The organism is Streptomyces sp. ITFR-16 (assembly GCF_031844705.1).
Classification (GTDB): Bacteria; Actinomycetota; Actinomycetes; order Streptomycetales; family Streptomycetaceae; genus Streptomyces.
Genome location: NZ_CP134609.1, coordinates 3573449 through 3590624, shown reverse-complemented (window position 1 = coordinate 3590624; position 17176 = coordinate 3573449). Strand labels below are relative to the sequence as shown.

Here is a 17176-nt window from a genome sequence, read left to right as displayed (position 1 = left end):
GGTCAGTGGCGTCCCGCGATGCGGTCCGCCGCCTTCGCGATCGGGTCCGTGCCGGGGCGCGGCGAGGCGGACTCGCGGCGGTCCGCCGCGCGGTAGGCGGCGTACAGGGTGTGGACGCCGAGCCAGCGGAAGGGCTCCGGTTCCCAGCGGCGGACCTTGTGGCCGACCCAGGGGAGCGTGGTCAGGTCGGTGGAGGCGGTCTGGCCGGAGTCCTGCTGGATCAGGTCGCGCAGGGTGCGGGCGGCGAGGTTGGCGGTGGCGACGCCGGAGCCCACGTAGCCGCCGGCCCAGCCCAGGCCGGTGGAGCGGTCCAGGGTGACGGTGGCGCACCAGTCGCGGGGCACGCCGAGGACGCCGGACCAGGCGTGGGCGACGCGGGTGCCCGCGGTGGTGGGGAAGAAGCGGACGAGGAGGTCGCGCAGGGCCTCGATGGTGGCGGGCTGGGTGCGGCCGTCGTTGTCGGTCGCCGAGCCGTAGCGGTAGGGGACGCCCCGGCCGCCGAGCGCGATGCGGTTGTCGGCGGTGCGCTGGGCGTACATGTAGGCGTGGGCCATGTCGCCGAGGGTCTCGCGGCCGCTCCAGCCGATGGTGTCCCAGAGTGCGTCGGAGAGGGGTTCGGTGACGATCATGGAGGAGTTCATCGGGAGCCAGGTGCGCTTCTGGCCCTTGATGCCCGCCGTGAAGCCCTCGGTGCAGCGCAGGACGTACGGGGCGCGGACCGTGCCGTAGGGGGTGACGGCGTGCTTGGGTCTGATCTCGGTGACGGGGGTCGCGTCGTGGAGGGTGACGCCCAGCGCCTCCACCGTGTCCGCCAGGCCCTGGACCAGTTTGGCGGGGTGCAGCCGGGCGCCGTGCGGGGTCCAGGAGGAGCCGACGGCCCCGCTGACGCGGATGCGTTCGGCCGTCTCGCGGGCGCCGTGCAGGGTGCGGTCGGTCTCGCCGAAGGCGGTCTCGGCGGCGTGGAAGGCCTTGAGACGGGCCAGTTGAGCCGGGGTGCGGGCGACTTCGAGGACGCCGCCCCGGTGGATGTCGGCGTCGATCCCCTCCTCGTCGGCGACGCGGACGACCTCCGCGACGGTGGCGTTCATGGCCTGCTGGAGGCGGACGGCGGCGTCGTGGCCGTGGAGTTTCGCGTAGCGGTCGCGGCCGGCGATGCCGTTGTAGAGCCAGCCGCCGTTGCGTCCGGAGGCGCCGTAGCCGCAGAACTTCGCTTCCAGGACGACGATGTTGAGGAACGGGACGGCCTTCTTGAGGTAGTACGCCGTCCAGAGCCCGGTGTATCCGCCGCCGACGATGCAGACGTCGGCCGCGGTGTCGCCGGGAAGGGGTTCGCGGGGCGTGGGGGTGCCCTGGTCCGCGTACCAGAAGGATATGCCGCCGTTGACCGTGCTGACGGTGCTCATGTCGCCCCTGCTGTGTCCGTGTGGCCGTCTGCCTGTGGGCGGGACGTTACTGCTCGGAGGCGGGTTTCGTCTTGTGCCGGTCGTCCCGCGTCAGCGGATGGCATGCCAGCCCGATCAGCGCCGCCGTGAAGTGGCCGACGTCGGTGAAGGTGGGGCTGGTGATCAGGGGGATGCCGTAGATGACGAGGACGGCGAAGAGGTAGACGTACCGCCAGGGGCGCGGGACGTAGTAGGTGAGGACGGCGACGACGCCGGCCAGGGCGTAACTGACGCCGACGTCGAGGGTGTTGGCGGCGGAGGCGGGTGCGTGGCCGTGGCGGATGGCCCAGGCGAGGATGCCCTCGCTGACGAGGGTGGCCAGGACGTGGGCGGCGGCCGCGACCGTGAGCCAGCGCAGGGTGCCCAGGCGGCGTTCGGCGGGGGCGTGGAAGACCGTGTAGAGGACGGCGTACGGGAGCCAGGCGCCGCCGTCGATCCAGAAGGCGCTGCTGATCAGGACGCGTACGGGGTTCTGGGACAGCTCGTGGATGTTGGTGGAGCGCTGGCGGAGGAAGTCCTCCTCGAAGGCGGGTGACATCTGGTGGACGATGACCGTCGTGACGAACAGGGCCGTCAGCCAGAGGTAGGTGCCGGGGGCGCTGCGGACCCATGAGCCGACGCCGTGGAGCCACCGGGCGGGGGAGGTGCGGGGCCGGGTGGGCGGGGCGGGGTGGCTCGGGGTCATAGCCGATTGACGCACGCTCCTACGATCGTGGGCGTGATTGACATTCCGGATGCGCTGATCGCTACTCAGTCCGCATACAACGGGGCCGCCGGGCGGGCGTTCGTCGCCGCGCTGCCGGGGACGGCCGCACAGTTCCTGGAGCGGTGGGGGCTGCGGCGGGACGGCGGGGCGTGGTACGGGGTGTGTGCGCTGGTCCTGCCCGTGGTGCGGGAGGCGGACGGGCGGCCGGCGGTGCTGAAGCTGCAACTGGTGGACGAGGAGACGGCGGGGGAGCCGGTCGCGCTGCGGCTGTGGGGCGCGGCTTCGGCGGGGGCGGTGCGGCTGCTGGAGCACGACCCGTTGACCGGGACGATGCTGCTGGAGCGGCTGGACGCGCACCGTCCGCTGGCGGCGGTCGCGGACGCGCGCGAGGCGGTGCGGGTGGTCGGTGAACTGCTCGCGGGGCTGACGGCCGTGCGGCCGGCCGCCGGGTCCGGGCTGCGGGGGCTCGGGGAGGCGGCGGAGCGGATGGTGACGGCGGCGCCGGACGTGGCGCGGGCGCTGGCGGAGGAGGGGGAGCGGCGGCTCGTCCGGGACTGCGCGGCGGCCGTGCGCGAGGTGGCGGGGGAGCCGGGGGACCGGTTGCTGCACTGGGATCTGCACTTCGGCAATGTGCTGGCCGGGCCGGGCGAGGGGGCCGGGCGGTGGGTGGCGATCGATCCGAAGCCGCTGGTGGGCGATCCGGGGTTCGAGCTGCTGCCCGCGCTGAACGACCGGTTCGACGCCGGCGCGGTCAGGTGGCGGTTCGATCTGCTGACGGAGGCGCTGGGGCTGGACCGGGCGCGTGCGCGGGCGTGGACGCTGGGCCGGGTGCTGCAGAACGCGTGCTGGGGCGTGGAGAGCGGGGAGCGGCGCCTGGTGCCGGAGCACGCGGCCGTCGCCCGCGAGCTGCTGGGCCGGGGGTAGGGCCGGGAACGCGGCTGTCTACGCTGCCCCCATGATTCGTACCGCTGTCCCCGCCGATGTCCCCGTCATCCACGCGATGATCCGTGAGCTGGCCGACTACGAGAAGGCGCTGCACGAGGTGCGCGTGACCGAGGAGCAGCTGCGGGAGGCGCTGTTCGGTGAGCGGCCCGCCGCCTTCGCGCACCTCGCGGAGTCCGACGAGGACGGCGAGCCGGTCGGCTTCGCGCTGTGGTTCCTGAACTTCTCGACCTGGCGCGGGGTGCACGGCATCTACCTGGAGGACCTGTACGTCCGTCCGGAGCGGCGCGGCGGCGGGCACGGGAAGAAGCTGCTGCGGGAGCTGGCCCGGATCTGTGTGGCGCGCGGGTACGAGCGCCTGGAGTGGTCGGTGCTGAACTGGAACGCCCCGTCCATCGCCTTCTACGAGTCGCTGGGCGCCCGCCCGCAGGACGAGTGGACGGTCTACCGGCTCACGGACGGGGCGCTGGCGGAGCTGGGCGGGGCCGGGGCCTGACCGGCCCCGGGCCCGGCGTCGGGGGATCAGGGGATCAGGGGATCAGGACGACCTTGCCCGTGGTGCCGCGGGTCTCCAGCGCGCGGTGGGCGTCGGCCGCGCGGGCGAGCGGATAGCGCTGGACCGCCGGGCGCAGGCGGCCCGCCGCGGCCTCGGCGAGGGCGCGGGTCTCCAGGGCGCGCAGGCCGCCGCCCTGCCGGATCATGGCGGGGCCGAGGACGTTCTCGGAGGTGATGCCCCGGGCGGTGAGTTCCTCCTCGGTGAAGGTGAGGGGCCGGCCGTCGTGGAATCCGCCGCCGGACCAGCCGTAGACGATGTGCCGGCCGCCCCTGCCGAGGAGGTCGACGCCGGCGCGGGCCGTGGTGGAGCCGACGGAGTCGTACAGGACGGTGGCCCGGCGGCCGAGGGTGTCGAGGTGGGTACGGACGTGGCGCGGCCAGTCGGGGCGGGTGTAGTCGATGGCGAGGTCGGCGCCGTTGGCCCGGACGAGGGCGGTCTTCGCGGGGCCGCCGGCGAGGCCGATGACGGTGGCCCCGGCGTTCTTCGCGTACTGGACGAGCAGGGTGCCGATGCCGCCCGCGGCCGCCGTGACCAGCACGACGGAGTCCGGGCCGAGCGGGGTGAAGGCGAGGATGCCGAGGGTGGTGCGGCCGGTGCCGATCATGGCGACGGCCTCGGCGTGGCCGAGCCCCTCGGGCACGGGGTGCAGCCGGTCCGCCTCGGTGACGGCGCGTTCGGCGTAGCCGCCGGGGACGTTGCCGAGGTGGGCGACGACGTCCCGGCCGAGCCAGGCGGGGTCGGTGCCCTCGCCGAGCGCGTCGACGGTGCCGGCGACCTCGCGGCCGGGGACGGTGGGCAGTGGGGTGGGGGCGGGGAACGGTCCGGTCAGGCCCTGGCGCAGGGCGGTGTCGAGGAGGTGGACGCCGGCCGCGCGGACGGCGATGCGGACCTGGCCGGGGCCGGGCACGGGGTCGTCGGTGCGCTCGTGGACGAGGTTCTCGGCGGGGCCGAAGGCGTGGAGGCGTACGGCGTGCATGGTGGGCTCCCCGGGGTGTGGGTCTCGGTGAGCCCACCCTCTGACCTCAAGCGTGCTTGAGGTCAAGTGAGGTGCGGGAGGCCGTGGGGTGTTCGGTGGCCTTCAGGGCGAGCAGCGCCGCCTCGATGCCGCTGTTGAAGGACACCTCGCTCAGGAGACCGGGGGCGGCGACCTGGTCGCCGGCGAGGTAGATGCCGTTGCCGCGGTCGATGGCGGGCCGGTCGCGCCAGGTGGTGCCGGGGTGGTCGACCGCTCCGGTGCGCCCGGTGGCGAGGGCCTCGCGGCGCCGGACCGTACGCTCGCGCCAGCCGGGGAAGCCCAGGTCGAGAAGGTCCTCGGCGCGGGCGATCCCGTCGGCGCGGGGTGCGTCGGGAGCCAGCGGGAACTGCCCCTGGACGAGCTGTTCGCCGGCCGGGGCCAGGGTGCGGTCCTGGGCGGTGAAGCGTTCGATCCAGCCGGGGGCGTCGAGGTCGGAGACGGCGAACGCGTCGCCGCGCCGGGTGCGCAGGGCGAGGTCGACGAGGGCGGTGCGGCCGGAGGGCCAGGTGAGCGCGGGGTCGGCGAGGAGGGTGCGCGCGGAGTCGAGGGAGGTCGCGACGACGACCGGGCCGGTGCGGGCGAGGGTGTCGAGGGCGGCGGCGTCGATCCGGGACGCGGTCTCGATGCGCACGCTGAGGTTCCAGGCGCGGGCGGCCATCCGGTCGACGATCTGGGCCCATCCGCCGACGGGGTAGCGGGCCTCGGGCGGCAGGGCGGCGGCGCGCCGCAGCCGTTCCTGGACGAACGCGGCGGAGAGGCTGCCGGGGTCGTGGTGGAAGAGGGCGACGGCGGCGTAGTGGGCCGCGGCCCGTGCCCCCTCCTCGCCGGCCTGTGCGGTGGCCCAGGTGCGGAAGTCGGTGTCGACGGGGGCGTGGGCGGCGTCGCGGCGGCTGAGGCGCAGGAGGGCCAGGGGCGGGGTGCGGCGCAGGGTGCCGCGGTGGCGGAAGCGGAGCCGGGTGGCTTCGAGGGGAGGCACGGTGACGGTGGGGCCGAGGAGGTTGCGCCGGTCGAGCCAGGCCCAGTGGGGTCCGTGGCGGTAGAGGGCGTGCGGCCCCTCGTTGGTGAGGTAGGGCCCTTCCGCCGTCCTGGCCCGTCCGCCGAGGGTGTGGTGGGCCTCGTGGACGGTGACCAGGGCGCCGGACTCGGCCGCGGTCACGGCCGCGGTGAACCCGGCGAGGCCGCCGCCGACGACATGGATGCGCTGCATGGTCCCGGTCTCCTTCGCTGGAGGTGTGTATGGATACGGGACGGATGCCGGGGGCCCGGATGTGACATCGGCGGTGCCGCGTTGTCAGTGGCGTGCGTCACGATGGGGGCATGGTGCGCAGTGGTGGGATCGGTGGCGGTACGGGCAGGGCGGGCAGGGGCGGGGTCGCCGAGGCGCGACGGCCGCAGGTGCGGCTGCCTCCGCTCGTGGAGTACGAGGGCGGCGGCCTGGAGCCGGACGGGGACTACGACGGCGTGCGGTTCTCCGCCGCGGACCTGGCGGACGAGGCCGGTCCGGGCGCGCGGTTCATGGACTGCGCGCTGGAGGGCTGCTCCCTGGACCGCACGGAGCTGGGCAGGGCCCGCTTCCTGGACTCGGTGCTGACGGGCGTACGGGGCGTGGGCACCGATCTCGCCGGGGCGTCGCTGCGCGATGTGGAGATCGTGGACGCGCGGCTGGGCGGGGTGCAGCTGCACGGTGCGGTCCTGGAGCGGGTGCTGGTGCGCGGCGGGAAGATCGACTACCTGAATCTGCGCGAGGCCCGGCTCAAGGATGTCGTGTTCGAGGGCTGTGTGCTCTCGGAGCCGGACTTCGGGAGTGCGCAGCTGGCCCGGGTGGAGTTCCGGGACTGTGTGCTGAAGCGGGCGGACTTCAGCGCGGTGCGGATGGAGTCGGTGGATCTGCGGACGGTCGCGGAGCTGGACATCGCGCGTGGGGTGGAGCGGCTGGCGGGTGCGGTGATCAGCCCGGTGCAGCTGATGGAGCTGGCTCCGGCGTTCGCGGCGCAGATCGGGGTGCGCGTGGAGGCGTGAGACGCCCCCGGAGGCGGGGGCTGCCGGTCAGAGGCGGGGGAAGCGGGCCTGGAGGTCCCAGATCGCGGGGTTGTCGGCGAGGCCCTCGTGCATGTCGGCGAGGTCGGCGATCAGGTCGTGCAGGAAGTCGCGGGCCTCGCGCCGCAGCACGGAGTGGCCGAAGGTGAGGGGCGCCTCCTCGGCCGGCATCCAGTCGGCCTCGACGTCGACCCAGCCGAAGCGGCGCTCGAAGAGCATCCGGTCGGAGGACTCGGTGAAGTCGAGTTCGGCGAACTGGCGGCGGTGCGAGCGGTTGCCGCGCGGGTCCTGGTCGATCTGCTCGACGATGTCGCACAGGGCCCAGGCGAAGTCGAGCACGGGCACCCATCCCCAGGCTGTGGACACCTCGCGGTCCTCCTTGGTGTCCGCGAGGTAGACGTCCCCGGAGAACAGATCGTGCCGCAGGGCGTGGACGTCCGCTCGGCGGTAGTCGGTCTGCGGGGGATCGGGGAAGCGCCGGGAGAGGGAGTAGCCGATGTCGAGCACGGTTCGATGGTGTCATGCCCGGCGTGTCGCTCCGGACCGGCGGCCCGGAGGGAGGTCCTGAGGCCGCCCGCTCACGGCAGCAGGCGCTGCTCCTTCGCCACGGCGACCGCCCCGGCGCGGGTGTCGACGCCGAGCTTGTCGTAGATCCGGCCCAGGTGGGTCTTGACCGTGGCCTCGCTGATGAACAGGGCGCGGGCGATGTCCCGGTTGCCCAGCCCCCGGGAGAGCTGGCCCAGGATGTCGCGCTCGCGGTCGGTGAGGGTGGGCAGCGGCTTGCGCATCCGGGCCATGACGCGGCTGGCGACGGGCGGGGACAGCGTGGTGCGGCCCTGGGCGGCCGAGCGGATCGCGGCGAAGAGTTCCTCCGGGCGCTCCGCCTTCAGCAGATAGCCGGTGGCGCCCGCCTCGATGGCGCGGGTGATGTCGGCGTCCGTGTCATAGGTGGTGAGGACCAGGACATGGGTGCCGGCGGCGGTGGCCGCGATCCGCCGGGTGGCCTCGACGCCGTCGATGCCCTGGCCCAGCTGGAGGTCCATCAGGACGACGTCGGGGGCGAGCCGGGCGGCGAGCGCGACGGCCTCCTCGCCGCTGCCGGCCTCGCCGACGACCTCGATGTCGGGTTCGCTGCCGAGGAGGGCGAGCAGCCCGGCGCGTACGACGGCGTGGTCGTCGCAGAGCAGGATGCGGACGGGCGGGTGCGCGGCGGCGGTCATGCGGGGTCCTGGGGGATGGGAGGGGCGGCGGGGTGGCCGGGCACGGTGGCGGTCACCACGGTGCCCTCGCCGGGGGCGGACTCGATGGTCAGGTTGCCGCCGAGCTGGCGCAGCCGGGCGCGCATCGCGGGCAGCCCGTGCCCGCGCACCCCGCCCGGCGGACCGGCGGCCGCGTCGGGGGTGAAGCCGTGGCCGTTGTCGGCGATGTCCAGGACGGTCCGGTCGTCGAGGTGGGTGAGGGTGACGGCGGCCTCGGTTGCGCCCGCGTGCTCCGTGACATTGGCCAGTGCGCCCTGGGCGATCCGCAGCAGCGCGGACTGCACCCGGTCCGGGAGCACGGTGTGCGGGGCGCCCTCCACATGGCAGCGGACGGTGAGCCGGCCCTGCGCCTGCGCGGTCTCGCGGGCGGCGAGGGCGTGCAGCGCCGCGTCCAGGCCGCCGCCCTCGGCGAGGTCGGCCGGGGCGAGGTCGTGGACGAAGCGGCGGGCCTCGGCGAGGTTGCGTTCCGCGATGCCGGTGGCCGTACGGACATGGCGGCGGGCGGTCCCCGGGTCGCTGTCCCAGGTGCGGTCGGCGGCCTGGAGCAGCATCTGCTGGCTGGACAGGCCCTGGGCGAGGGTGTCGTGGATCTCCATGGAGAGCCGCTGGCGTTCGGCGAGGGTGCCCTCGCGCCGCTCGGTGGCGGCCAGTTCGCGGCGGGTGCGGAGCAGGTCGTCGATGAGCTCGGCCTGCGTGGCGGCCTGGCGCTGCATATGGACGAAGACGGCGGTGGCGACGGCGGCGACGGCGGGCGGGGCGAGCACGAGGTTGGGGTCGAAGCCGTGCGCGAGCCGCAGCTGCGCGGCGACGACGAACAGCGTGAGCAGCGCGACCAGGGCCAGCGCGGCGCGCGGCGGCAGGATCCGCAGCCCGGTGTAGAAGAGCGGGACCGCGCACCACGCGAAGCTCGGCGCGAGCACGACGAGGACCATCCACACGGCGACGAGCACCCCGAGCCAGACGAGTCTGCGCGGGGTGGGGCGCGAACCGAGGACCGGACCGAGTACGTACAGGGCGGCCAGGGCGACCGACAGGCCGATGATCCACGGGGTGCGGGCCTCGCCCGGGTGCCGCAGCAGGAACCGGGTCAGCGAGGCACCCAGCAGCAGGAAGAACGCCGCGTGCATGAGCAGGGCGAGGGCGCGCGTGCCGGCGTCGTCGGCCCGGCCGGTCTCCCGCGCCGAGCGGCTTCGCTGCTCCACCTTCTACCTCTGCTCCTCACCGGGCCCCGCCGGGGCACCGCGCTGACCTGCACGGACATTCCATCGTCACCCCGAAGGACCCGGTCCGCATCAACCGATCGGCCGATGGGGACATCAGCCGTCCCGCACCCGCTGTCGAGCCGGTACGACGACCGTACGGCCCCGGAAGCGGACCCAGGATGGAACACGGAACGAACGGGCCGCCGGAACCACCCGGCCGCCCCGCCCCACCCGCCCCACCGCTGAGGAGCCCACCATGAAGAAGATGTCGCTGCGCACCCGTGTCCTGACCGGTACCGTCGCCGCCCTCGGGGCCGGCACCTTCGGCGCGATGTCCGCGAACGCCTCCACCCCGGCCGCCGCGCCCGCCACCACCGTCAAGGCCGACACCGCCCACCGCAACCTCCAGCAGACCACGCACCTGACGCTGGACGCCGCCACGAAGGCCGCGCAGGCCTCCCTCGACGCGGCGAAGAAGGAGAACCAGCGCGTCGCCGTCTCCGTCGTCGACCGCAACGGCACCACCATCCTCACGCTGCGCGGCGACGGCTCCGGCCCGCAGGCGTACGAGTCGGCCGAGAAGAAGGCCTTCACCGCCGTCTCCTGGAACGCCCCCACCTCGGAGCTGGCCAAGCGGCTGGACCAGGCCCCGAACCTCAAGGACATCCCTGGCACCCTGTTCCTCGCGGGCGGCGCCCCGGTGCAGGTCAAGGGCGCCCCGGTGGCGGGCATCGGGGTGGCCGGCGCGCCCAGCGGCGACCTCGACGAGAAGTTCGCGCAGGCCGGCGTCGCCGCCCTCGCCAAGTAGCCCAGCGGCAACCACCACTCCGGGAGACCGACATGAACGCCCTCGATCACCAGTTGCTCGACGCCGCGCGCACCGGCGACACCGACGCCGTGCGCACCGCGATCGAGGGCGGCGCCCGGGTGGACGTACGAGACGAGGAGCTGCGCACCCCGCTGCTCCTGGCCGTCCACGGCGACCACGTCGGGGCCGCCCGGCTCCTCGTCGGGGCGGGCGCCGACCCCGACGCGCAGGACAGCCGGGAGGAGAGCCCCTGGCTGGCCACCGGGGTCACCGGCAGCGTGGCGATGCTCCGGGTCCTGCTGCCGGCCGGACCCGATCTGAAGCTGCGCAACCGGTTCGGCGGGATCGCGCTGATCCCGGCCTGCGAACGCGGACACGTCGGCTACGTACGGGAGCTGCTGGCGACCACCGCCATCGACGTCGACCACGTCAACCGGCTGGGCTGGACGGCCCTGCTGGAGGCCGTGATCCTCGGCGACGGCGGCCGGGCCCACCAGGAGATCGTCGCGCTGCTGCTCGCGGCGGGCGCGACGCCCGGGCTCCCGGACGGCGACGGCGTCACGGCGCTGGCGCACGCGGAGCGGCGCGGGTTCACGGAGATCGCGGCGCTGCTGAGGGGCGCCCGGTGAGGGCCCGCCGGGCGGTCCTGACGCTGGCCTCGGCGGCGGTGCTCGCGGGCTGCGCGGCGGAGACGTCCCCCACCGCGAGCACCCCGGCCGCGAGTGCTCCCACCGCGAGTGCCCCGGCCGCGCAGGCCCCCACCGCGGGGGTGAGGACCGGGGCCACCCCCGAAGGCACGCTGCTCGTCGCCGACTTCGGCGGGGACACGGTGAGCTTCGTCGATCCGGAGCGCGGCACCTTCGCCCGGGTCGAGGTCGGTACCGCCCCGTACGGCGTGGCGGTCGGCGCGGACGGCCGGGCCTGGGTGGCCACCGCCGAGGGCGTCGCGGTCGTCGACACCCGCAGCCGCACCCGCCTGGCCCGCATCCCGTACGCGACGCCGACCGGCCCGGTGACCACCGGCGAGTACCGGGGCGGTGGCATGGGCATCGCCCTGGCCCCCGACGGCCGGCACGTCTACGTCGGCGTCAACGTGCCCGACGGCCGCGGGGTGCTGGAGGTCATCGACACCCGGACCCGCGAGGTGACCGGCACCGTTCCAATCGGGCGCCGCCCCTTCGACGTGGACGTCTCGCGCGACGGCCGGGAGGTGTACGCCACCGGCCACGACTCCTTCGACGTGACGTCCGTGCGTACGGACACGCTGCGCACCCGGCGCATGGAGGTCGCCCCCTACGGCACCGAGGGAGGTCTCGGCTCCTGGCTGAAGCCGCACTACGCGGTGGTCAGGGCGGACGGGAAGCTGCTGCTGCCGTTCGAGGGCGAGCGGCTCGCGGTGCTCGACCCGCGCACCGGCGAGGTCGCCGTCGAGCGGATGACGGCCGACACCCATCAGCACGGGGCGGCGCTGACCCCCGACGGCACCCTGCTCGTCGTCGGTACGGGCCCCGTCGCCGCCGGCGACGAGGACGCCTCGCTGACCGTGCGGAAGCCGGACGGCACCGAGCGCGTGGTGCCGCTGGACGGTCCGCACGAGGACGTGGCGGTGTCCGGGGACGGCCGCACGGCGTATGTCACCGGGGGCTTCACCCGGGACGGCTACTGGAACGGGATCACCGTCGTCCGCCTCGACGGGACGTCACCCCCGGTCCGGCTGAAGGCAGGTGAACGCCCGCTGGGGATCGCGGTGCTGTGACGGCCGGGGACCGGTGCGCGCCCCCTGGGGATCCGCGCTCCCGGAGTCCGACATTCCGCACATAGGATCACCGGTGTGGATCATCGACACCCGGCACGCGCCGCGGCCCGCACACCCCGCAGGGCCGCGCACGCCGCCCTGCTGCTCGCCCTCGCCCTCCTCGCGCCCGCCTGCACCGGCGGGGTGGAGGGCAAACCCGGCGCCTCCGGGGTGCGCGACCCGTACTTCCCCAAGCTCGGCAACGGCGGCTACGACGTCACGCACTACGACCTGACGCTCGACGTGGACCCGGACGAGCAGACGCTGCGCGGGACGGCCGCGATCACCGCGCGCGCCACCCAGGACCTCAGCTCGTTCAACCTCGACCTCGCCGGTCTCACCGTGGAATCGGCGACCGTGGAGGGGCGCCCGGCCGCCGTCAACCGGGCCGGCAGCGAACTGACGCTGCGGACCGACGAGAAGGCCGAGAAGCGGCTCCACAAGGGCGAGACCTTCCGTACCGTCATCCGCTACTCCGGCTCCCCGCGCACCCTCACCGACCCGGACGAGTCCGAGGAGGGCTGGCTGCCGACCGACGACGGCGCGCTGGCGCTCGGCGAGCCGACCGGCTCGATGACCTGGTTCCCGGGCAACAACCACCCGAGCGACAAGGCCGCGTACGACGTGAAGGTCACCGTCCCCAAGGGGCTGACGGCGGTCTCCAACGGGGTGCAGGCCGGCCCGCCGACGACCCGGGGCGGCCGCACCACGTACCGCTGGCACACCGCCGAGCCGATGGCGAGCTATCTCGCGGTCCTGGCCGTCGGCCGCTTCGAGACGAAGACGTCCACGATGGCGGGCGGCATCACGGTGTTCACCGCGGTGGACCCGGAGTCGGCGAAGGCCAGTGCGCGGACCGTGGCCCGGGTCCCCGAGGTCGTGCGGTGGGAGGCCGAGCACTTCGGCCCGTACCCGTTCTCCGCGACGGGCGCGATCGTCGACCGGAAGAACGACGCGGGCTACGCGCTGGAGACGCAGAACCGGCCGTTCTTCCCCGGCCCGCCGAGCATCGGGCTGCTCGTCCACGAGATGGCGCACCAGTGGTTCGGCGACTCGGTCACGCCGAAGAGCTGGCGCGACATGTGGCTCAACGAGGGCCTGGCGACGTACGCGGAGTGGCTGTGGGAGGAGGAGAAGGAGGACACCCCGGCCGAGGAGTCGTTCGACGAGGCGTACGAGGACGACGACAACTGGGCGTTCCCGCCCGCCGATCCGCCGAGCGCGGCGGACATCTCCGAGCAGCCCGTGTACGGACGCGGGGCCATGGTCATCCACAAGATCCGCGAGGCGGTGGACGACGACGACGAGTTCTTCGCCCTGCTCAAGGGCTGGACGAGGGCCCACCGGCACGGCAACGCCTCGACGGCGGACTTCACCGCCTATGTGGAGAAGACGACCGGGCAGGATCTGGGCGGCCTGTGGAAGAAGTGGCTGTACGGCAGGAGCCGGCCCGCCGCGGACGGCTGACCGGCTCCCGGAGCGAAGCGGTGGGGGGTTACCTCGTGGTGACGGTCGCTTCGTTTCGAAAGGTCACTTCGCGAGGAAGGTCACTTCACGTTGACGCCGGTCCAGGCGGCGTCCACGGCGGCGAGCTCTTCGCTGTCGGCGCCGTACAGGTCGGTCGCGGCCTTCTCGGTCGCCGTGCGGGCGTCCGCGTAGTCGGTGGTCGAGGTCATGTACTCGGACAGGGCCTTGAACCAGATCTGGACGGCCTTGTCCCGGCCGATGCCGGTGACGGTGGAGCCGTCGGAGGTCGGGGAGTCGTAGTCGACGCCGTTGATGGTCTTCGCGCCGCTGCCCTCGGACAGCAGGTAGAAGAAGTGGTTGGCCACACCGGACGAGTAGTGCACGTCCAGGTCGCCGACGCTGCTGTCCCAGTAGTCGGCCGAGCCGCCGTCCTTGCTGGGCTCGTCCATGTAGCGCAGCGGGGTGCCGTCGCCGTTGATGTCGATCTTCTCGCCGATGAGGTAGTCACCGACGTCGGTGGCGTTGTCGGCGAAGAACTCCACCGAGGTGCCGAAGATGTCGCTGGTGGCCTCGTTGAGGCCGCCGGACTCGCCCGAGTAGTTGAGGTTGGCGGTGGACGCGGTCAGGCCGTGGCTCATCTCGTGGCCGGCGACGTCGAGGCCGGTGAGGGCGCTCTTGTTGTCGGCGCCGTCGCCGTACGTCATGCAGAAGCAGCTGTCGTCCCAGAAGGCGTTGACGTACGCGTCGCCGTAGTGGACCCGGGAGTAGGCGGCCTTGCCGTCGCCGGCGATGCCGTCGCGGCCGAACGCCGACTTGTAGAAGTCCCAGGTCACGGCCGCGCCGTAGTGGGCGTCCACGGCGGCGGTCTGGCGGTCGTTGCCGGTGCCGTCGCCCCAGGTGTTGTCGTCGTCGGTGACCAGGTCGCCGGTGCCGCTCTCGCCCTGGTTCAGGTCGTAGGTCTTGTGGCCGCCGCGGTCGCCGTCGGTCAGCTCGAAGCCGGAGCCGGACTCGGTGGTGGAGAGGTCGACCTTGCCGCTGTACTGGCTGTTGCCGACGCCGGCGGTCTCGATCTCCTCGTAGCTGTGCAGGGTCTTGCCGGTGGTGGCGTCGGTGAGGACGCGCTTGCGGCTCGGGGTGCCGTCCTTCTGCACCCCGGTCTTCACGGACTCGAGCGCGAGGACGGGCTTGCCGTCGCCCGCCCAGATCACCTTGCGGGCGCTCGCCGCGGTCTTGATCTTCGCCGTCGTGGACGGCACGGATATCCGGGCCTTGGTCGCCTTGGTGACGCTCTTGAGCTTGCCGCTCGCGGCGGTGTGGGTGACGAGGTCGCCGCCGAGGACGGGCAGACCGTCGTAGGTGCGCTCGTAGCGGGTGTGGACCGTGCCGTTGGCGTCCTTGATGACGTCACGGACGATCAGCTTCTCCTTGGCGCCGAGGCCGAGCGTCGCGGCGGCGGAGGAGACGTCGGACTGGGCCGACTTGATGGCGGCGGTGCGCGCCGAGGCGCTGCTGAAGGCGGGCGAGGAGGTGCGGGTTGAGGCGGAGGGGGAGTCGCCGGGGGTGTTCGGGTGGGCGTTCGCCGCACCGGTCTGCACTCCGACGACGACCATCGCGGCCACGGCGGCCAGGGCTGCGGCGCGACGGGTGTTCATGTGGGGGGTCATGCGTTCTCCGTTGCTCGTTCCGTGGGGGGTTACGAGCGGAGAGCGTGCCACTGAATGACCGACATTGACGGTGTACTAACAAATGCCTCACATTTCTTTGACCGTTTCTTGTCCGACTGGGGTTCGTCTGTGTCCGCTATCCGGCGGACTTCCATCGATCGGACAACACCGCGTGGCGTTCGCCTTGTTGGCCGCGAGATGTGCTATGCGGGCATGCGGGAGCCCCCGGCCGCAGGACGTTCGGCCGGGGGCTCCCGTACAGATGGGTACTTCAGGTGCTTCAGGTGCTTCGGGTCAGAGGCTGACGCCGAAGTCCTGGGCGATGCCGCGCAGGCCGGAGGCGTAACCCTGGCCCACGGCGCGGAACTTCCACTCGGCGCCGTTGCGGTACAGCTCGCCGAAGACCATGGCGGTCTCGGTGGCGGCGTCCTCGCTCAGGTCGTAGCGCGCGATCTCGCTGCCGCCCGCCTGGTTCAGGATGCGGATGTAGGCGTTGCGCACCTGGCCGAAGTTCTGGCTGCGGGTCTCGGCGTCGTAGATCGACACCGGGAAGACGATCTTGTCGATGTCGGCCGGCAGGCCCGCCAGGTTGACGTTGATCTGCTCGTCGTCGCCCTCGCCCTCACCCGTGACGTTGTCACCGGTGTGCACGATGGTCTGGTCCGGCGTCGACTTGTTGTTGAAGAAGACGAAGTGACCGTCGGAGAAGACCTTCCCCGCGGCGTTGACCGCGATCGCCGAGGCGTCGAGGTCGAAGTCGGTGCCGGTGGTGGTACGGACGTCCCAGCCGAGGCCGACCGTGACGGCGGTGAGGCCGGGGGCCTCCTTGGTGAGGGAGACGTTGCCGCCCTTGGACAGGCTTACTGCCATGGGAAGTCCCTTTCATCTGTCGTGTGCGGGCTTCGTGCCATCACGAAGCTACCGTCACAGTCCATAACGCAGACAGGGGACCGCGAGGTTCCATCCGCCTTTACTTTCTTTACCGAACCGGCGGCCGGGCTCGGCAAAAGAAGGTGACGAACACCCGCTGGGCCGGGGAACATGGGTGTCATGTCCGGGCCCTATGTCATCCGCGGTGCCGTCCTCCTGCCGGAGGCCGAGCTCATGTGGCGTTTCTCGCGGTCCTCCGGGCCCGGCGGGCAGCACGTCAACACCAGCGACTCCCAGGTGGAGCTGCGCTTCGACCTCGCGGCCACCGAGTCGCTGCCCGAGGTGTGGAAGGAGCGCGCGCTGGAGCGGCTGGCGAACCGGCTGGTCAACGGCGTGGTGTCGGTCCGCTCCTCGGAGCACCGCTCGCAGTGGCGCAACCGCGAGACGGCCGCCGTACGGCTCACGGCCCTGCTCGCCGAGGCCACCGCGCCGCCCCCCAAGCCGCGCGTCAAGCGCAAGGTCCCGCGCGGCATCAACGAGCGCCGGCTGCGCGAGAAGAAGCAGCGCGGCGACACCAAGCGCGGCCGCTCCGGCCGCGACTGGTAAAGCCGAGGGGGCGTGGCGGCCGGCCTCAGCCGAGGTGCCGGTAGCGCCCCTTGAAGTACGTCAGCGGTCCGCCGTCGTCGCTCGGCAGCCGCGCGCTCAGCACCCGCCCGATCACCAGCGTGTGGTCACCCGCCACGATCCGCTGCTCCGTCCGGCACTCCAGGACCGCCAGCGCGCCCCCGGCCAGCGGAGCCCCGGTGATCTCCCCGCGTACATAGGGGATGTCCTCGAAGAGCAGCCGGTCGCTGATCCGGCCCTTCATCGCGAAGCGTCCCGCGATGTGCCGCTGGCTCTCCGCCAGGACCGAGACGGCCCACAGCGGCTGCTCCGCCAGCAGGTCGTCCATCCGCGAGTCGTTGCGCAGGCTCACCATGACCAGCGGCGGATCCAGCGACACCGACATGAAGGCGGTCGCGGTCATCCCGACGTCCTCACCGCGCCCGTCCTCGTCGAGCGGCGGCTCCTGGGCGGTGATCAGCACCACGCCGGCGGCCAGTCGGGCGAGGGCGCCGCGGAACTCTTCGTTGCTCACCCCCTCAGCATGGGGGACGGCTTCGTCACGCGGGGCGGGGGGCTTCGTCTGCAACACACCGGGAACGCTAGCCGCGCGCGGCGTGCCCCCGCATCGGGCCAGGGGACCAGCCGGGTCCTAGGACCTGGGCCACGGGTCCGCAAAGCCCCCTTTACCAGTTCTTGTGACTTGAGTCACAGAGCGCAATATTTGTTGACCCTGTGTACCGGGTGCACAGCTCGCTGTGATTCAGTGGCCGTGACACTGCAGTAAGTACGTCACGTACGTCGATATGA

General features: G+C 73.0%; 18 protein-coding genes. 8 read left to right on the top strand and 10 right to left on the bottom strand.

Going from position 1 to position 17176, the window contains the following annotated elements:
- Positions 1-2: 2 nt before the first annotated feature.
- Positions 3-1403: an NAD(P)/FAD-dependent oxidoreductase gene (locus tag RLT58_RS15945; protein WP_311311049.1), complete on the bottom strand. Its 1401-nt coding sequence runs from the start codon at positions 1401-1403 to the stop codon at positions 3-5.
- 46 nt (positions 1404-1449) lie between these two features.
- Entirely contained in the window at positions 1450-2127 is a 678-nt protein-coding gene (locus RLT58_RS15940; RefSeq protein ID WP_311314534.1) for a rhomboid-like protein, read from the bottom strand.
- 33 nt (positions 2128-2160) lie between these two features.
- Between RLT58_RS15940 and RLT58_RS15935 the strand changes: the two genes are divergently transcribed.
- Positions 2161-3072, top strand: a complete 912-nt coding sequence (locus RLT58_RS15935) for an aminoglycoside phosphotransferase family protein (protein WP_311311048.1) — start codon at positions 2161-2163, stop codon at positions 3070-3072.
- A gap of 31 nt (positions 3073-3103) precedes the next feature.
- A complete protein-coding gene (locus RLT58_RS15930; RefSeq protein ID WP_311311047.1) occupies positions 3104-3586 on the top strand; it encodes a GNAT family N-acetyltransferase in 483 nt (160 codons plus the stop codon).
- Positions 3587-3620: 34 nt separating this feature from the next.
- On the opposite strand, the gene RLT58_RS15925 is transcribed toward RLT58_RS15930, so the two are convergent.
- Both RLT58_RS15925 and RLT58_RS15920 read right to left on the bottom strand, forming a co-directional pair.
- Positions 3621-4622, bottom strand: coding sequence for a zinc-binding dehydrogenase (locus RLT58_RS15925; protein ID WP_311311046.1), 1002 nt, complete (start codon positions 4620-4622; stop codon positions 3621-3623).
- Between the two features lie 46 nt (positions 4623-4668).
- Positions 4669-5868, bottom strand: a complete 1200-nt coding sequence (locus RLT58_RS15920) for an NAD(P)-binding protein (RefSeq protein WP_311311045.1) — start codon at positions 5866-5868, stop codon at positions 4669-4671.
- A gap of 110 nt (positions 5869-5978) precedes the next feature.
- Between RLT58_RS15920 and RLT58_RS15915 the strand changes: the two genes are divergently transcribed.
- A complete protein-coding gene (locus tag RLT58_RS15915; protein WP_311311044.1) occupies positions 5979-6680 on the top strand; it encodes a pentapeptide repeat-containing protein in 702 nt (233 codons plus the stop codon).
- A gap of 27 nt (positions 6681-6707) precedes the next feature.
- Here the strand turns inward: RLT58_RS15915 and RLT58_RS15910 are convergent, their stop codons facing one another.
- From RLT58_RS15910 to RLT58_RS15900, 3 genes are all read right to left on the bottom strand, one after another.
- Complete coding sequence (locus RLT58_RS15910; RefSeq protein WP_311311043.1) at positions 6708-7205, bottom strand: hypothetical protein; 498 nt, start codon at positions 7203-7205, stop codon at positions 6708-6710.
- A 71-nt stretch (positions 7206-7276) separates the two neighbouring features.
- A complete protein-coding gene (locus tag RLT58_RS15905) occupies positions 7277-7918 on the bottom strand; it encodes a response regulator (RefSeq protein WP_311311042.1) in 642 nt (213 codons plus the stop codon).
- Entirely contained in the window at positions 7915-9159 is a 1245-nt protein-coding gene (locus RLT58_RS15900) for a sensor histidine kinase (RefSeq protein ID WP_311311041.1), read from the bottom strand. The genes RLT58_RS15905 and RLT58_RS15900 overlap by 4 nt, the downstream gene beginning before the upstream one ends.
- A gap of 256 nt (positions 9160-9415) precedes the next feature.
- Between RLT58_RS15900 and RLT58_RS15895 the strand changes: the two genes are divergently transcribed.
- The 4 genes from RLT58_RS15895 (at position 9416) to RLT58_RS15880 (ending at position 13229) form a co-directional block, all read left to right on the top strand.
- Positions 9416-9967, top strand: a complete 552-nt coding sequence (locus tag RLT58_RS15895) for a GlcG/HbpS family heme-binding protein (RefSeq protein ID WP_311311040.1) — start codon at positions 9416-9418, stop codon at positions 9965-9967.
- 32 nt (positions 9968-9999) lie between these two features.
- Positions 10000-10596, top strand: coding sequence for an ankyrin repeat domain-containing protein (locus RLT58_RS15890; protein WP_311311039.1), 597 nt, complete (start codon positions 10000-10002; stop codon positions 10594-10596).
- On the top strand, positions 10593-11723 hold the full coding sequence (locus RLT58_RS15885) for a hypothetical protein (protein WP_311311038.1): 1131 nt from the start codon (positions 10593-10595) through the stop codon (positions 11721-11723). The genes RLT58_RS15890 and RLT58_RS15885 overlap by 4 nt, the downstream gene beginning before the upstream one ends.
- A gap of 75 nt (positions 11724-11798) precedes the next feature.
- A complete protein-coding gene (locus RLT58_RS15880) occupies positions 11799-13229 on the top strand; it encodes a M1 family metallopeptidase (RefSeq protein WP_311311037.1) in 1431 nt (476 codons plus the stop codon).
- A gap of 80 nt (positions 13230-13309) precedes the next feature.
- Here RLT58_RS15880 and RLT58_RS15875 read toward each other — a convergent pair whose 3' ends face one another.
- Positions 13310-14893, bottom strand: coding sequence for a M4 family metallopeptidase (locus tag RLT58_RS15875; protein WP_311311036.1), 1584 nt, complete (start codon positions 14891-14893; stop codon positions 13310-13312).
- Between the two features lie 294 nt (positions 14894-15187).
- Positions 15188-15763 carry a TerD family protein gene (locus tag RLT58_RS15870; RefSeq protein ID WP_311311035.1) on the bottom strand — a complete coding sequence of 192 codons (576 nt, stop codon included), beginning with the start codon at positions 15761-15763 and terminating at the stop codon, positions 15188-15190.
- A 180-nt stretch (positions 15764-15943) separates the two neighbouring features.
- Here RLT58_RS15870 and arfB point away from each other — a divergent pair, with 180 nt between their 5' ends.
- A complete protein-coding gene (gene arfB, locus RLT58_RS15865; protein ID WP_311311034.1) occupies positions 15944-16369 on the top strand; it encodes an alternative ribosome rescue aminoacyl-tRNA hydrolase ArfB in 426 nt (141 codons plus the stop codon).
- Between the two features lie 25 nt (positions 16370-16394).
- Here arfB and RLT58_RS15860 read toward each other — a convergent pair whose 3' ends face one another.
- Positions 16395-16901 (bottom strand): flavin reductase family protein, encoded by a 507-nt coding sequence (locus tag RLT58_RS15860; RefSeq protein WP_311311033.1) that lies wholly within the window; start codon positions 16899-16901, stop codon positions 16395-16397.
- Positions 16902-17176: the final 275 nt, after the last annotated feature.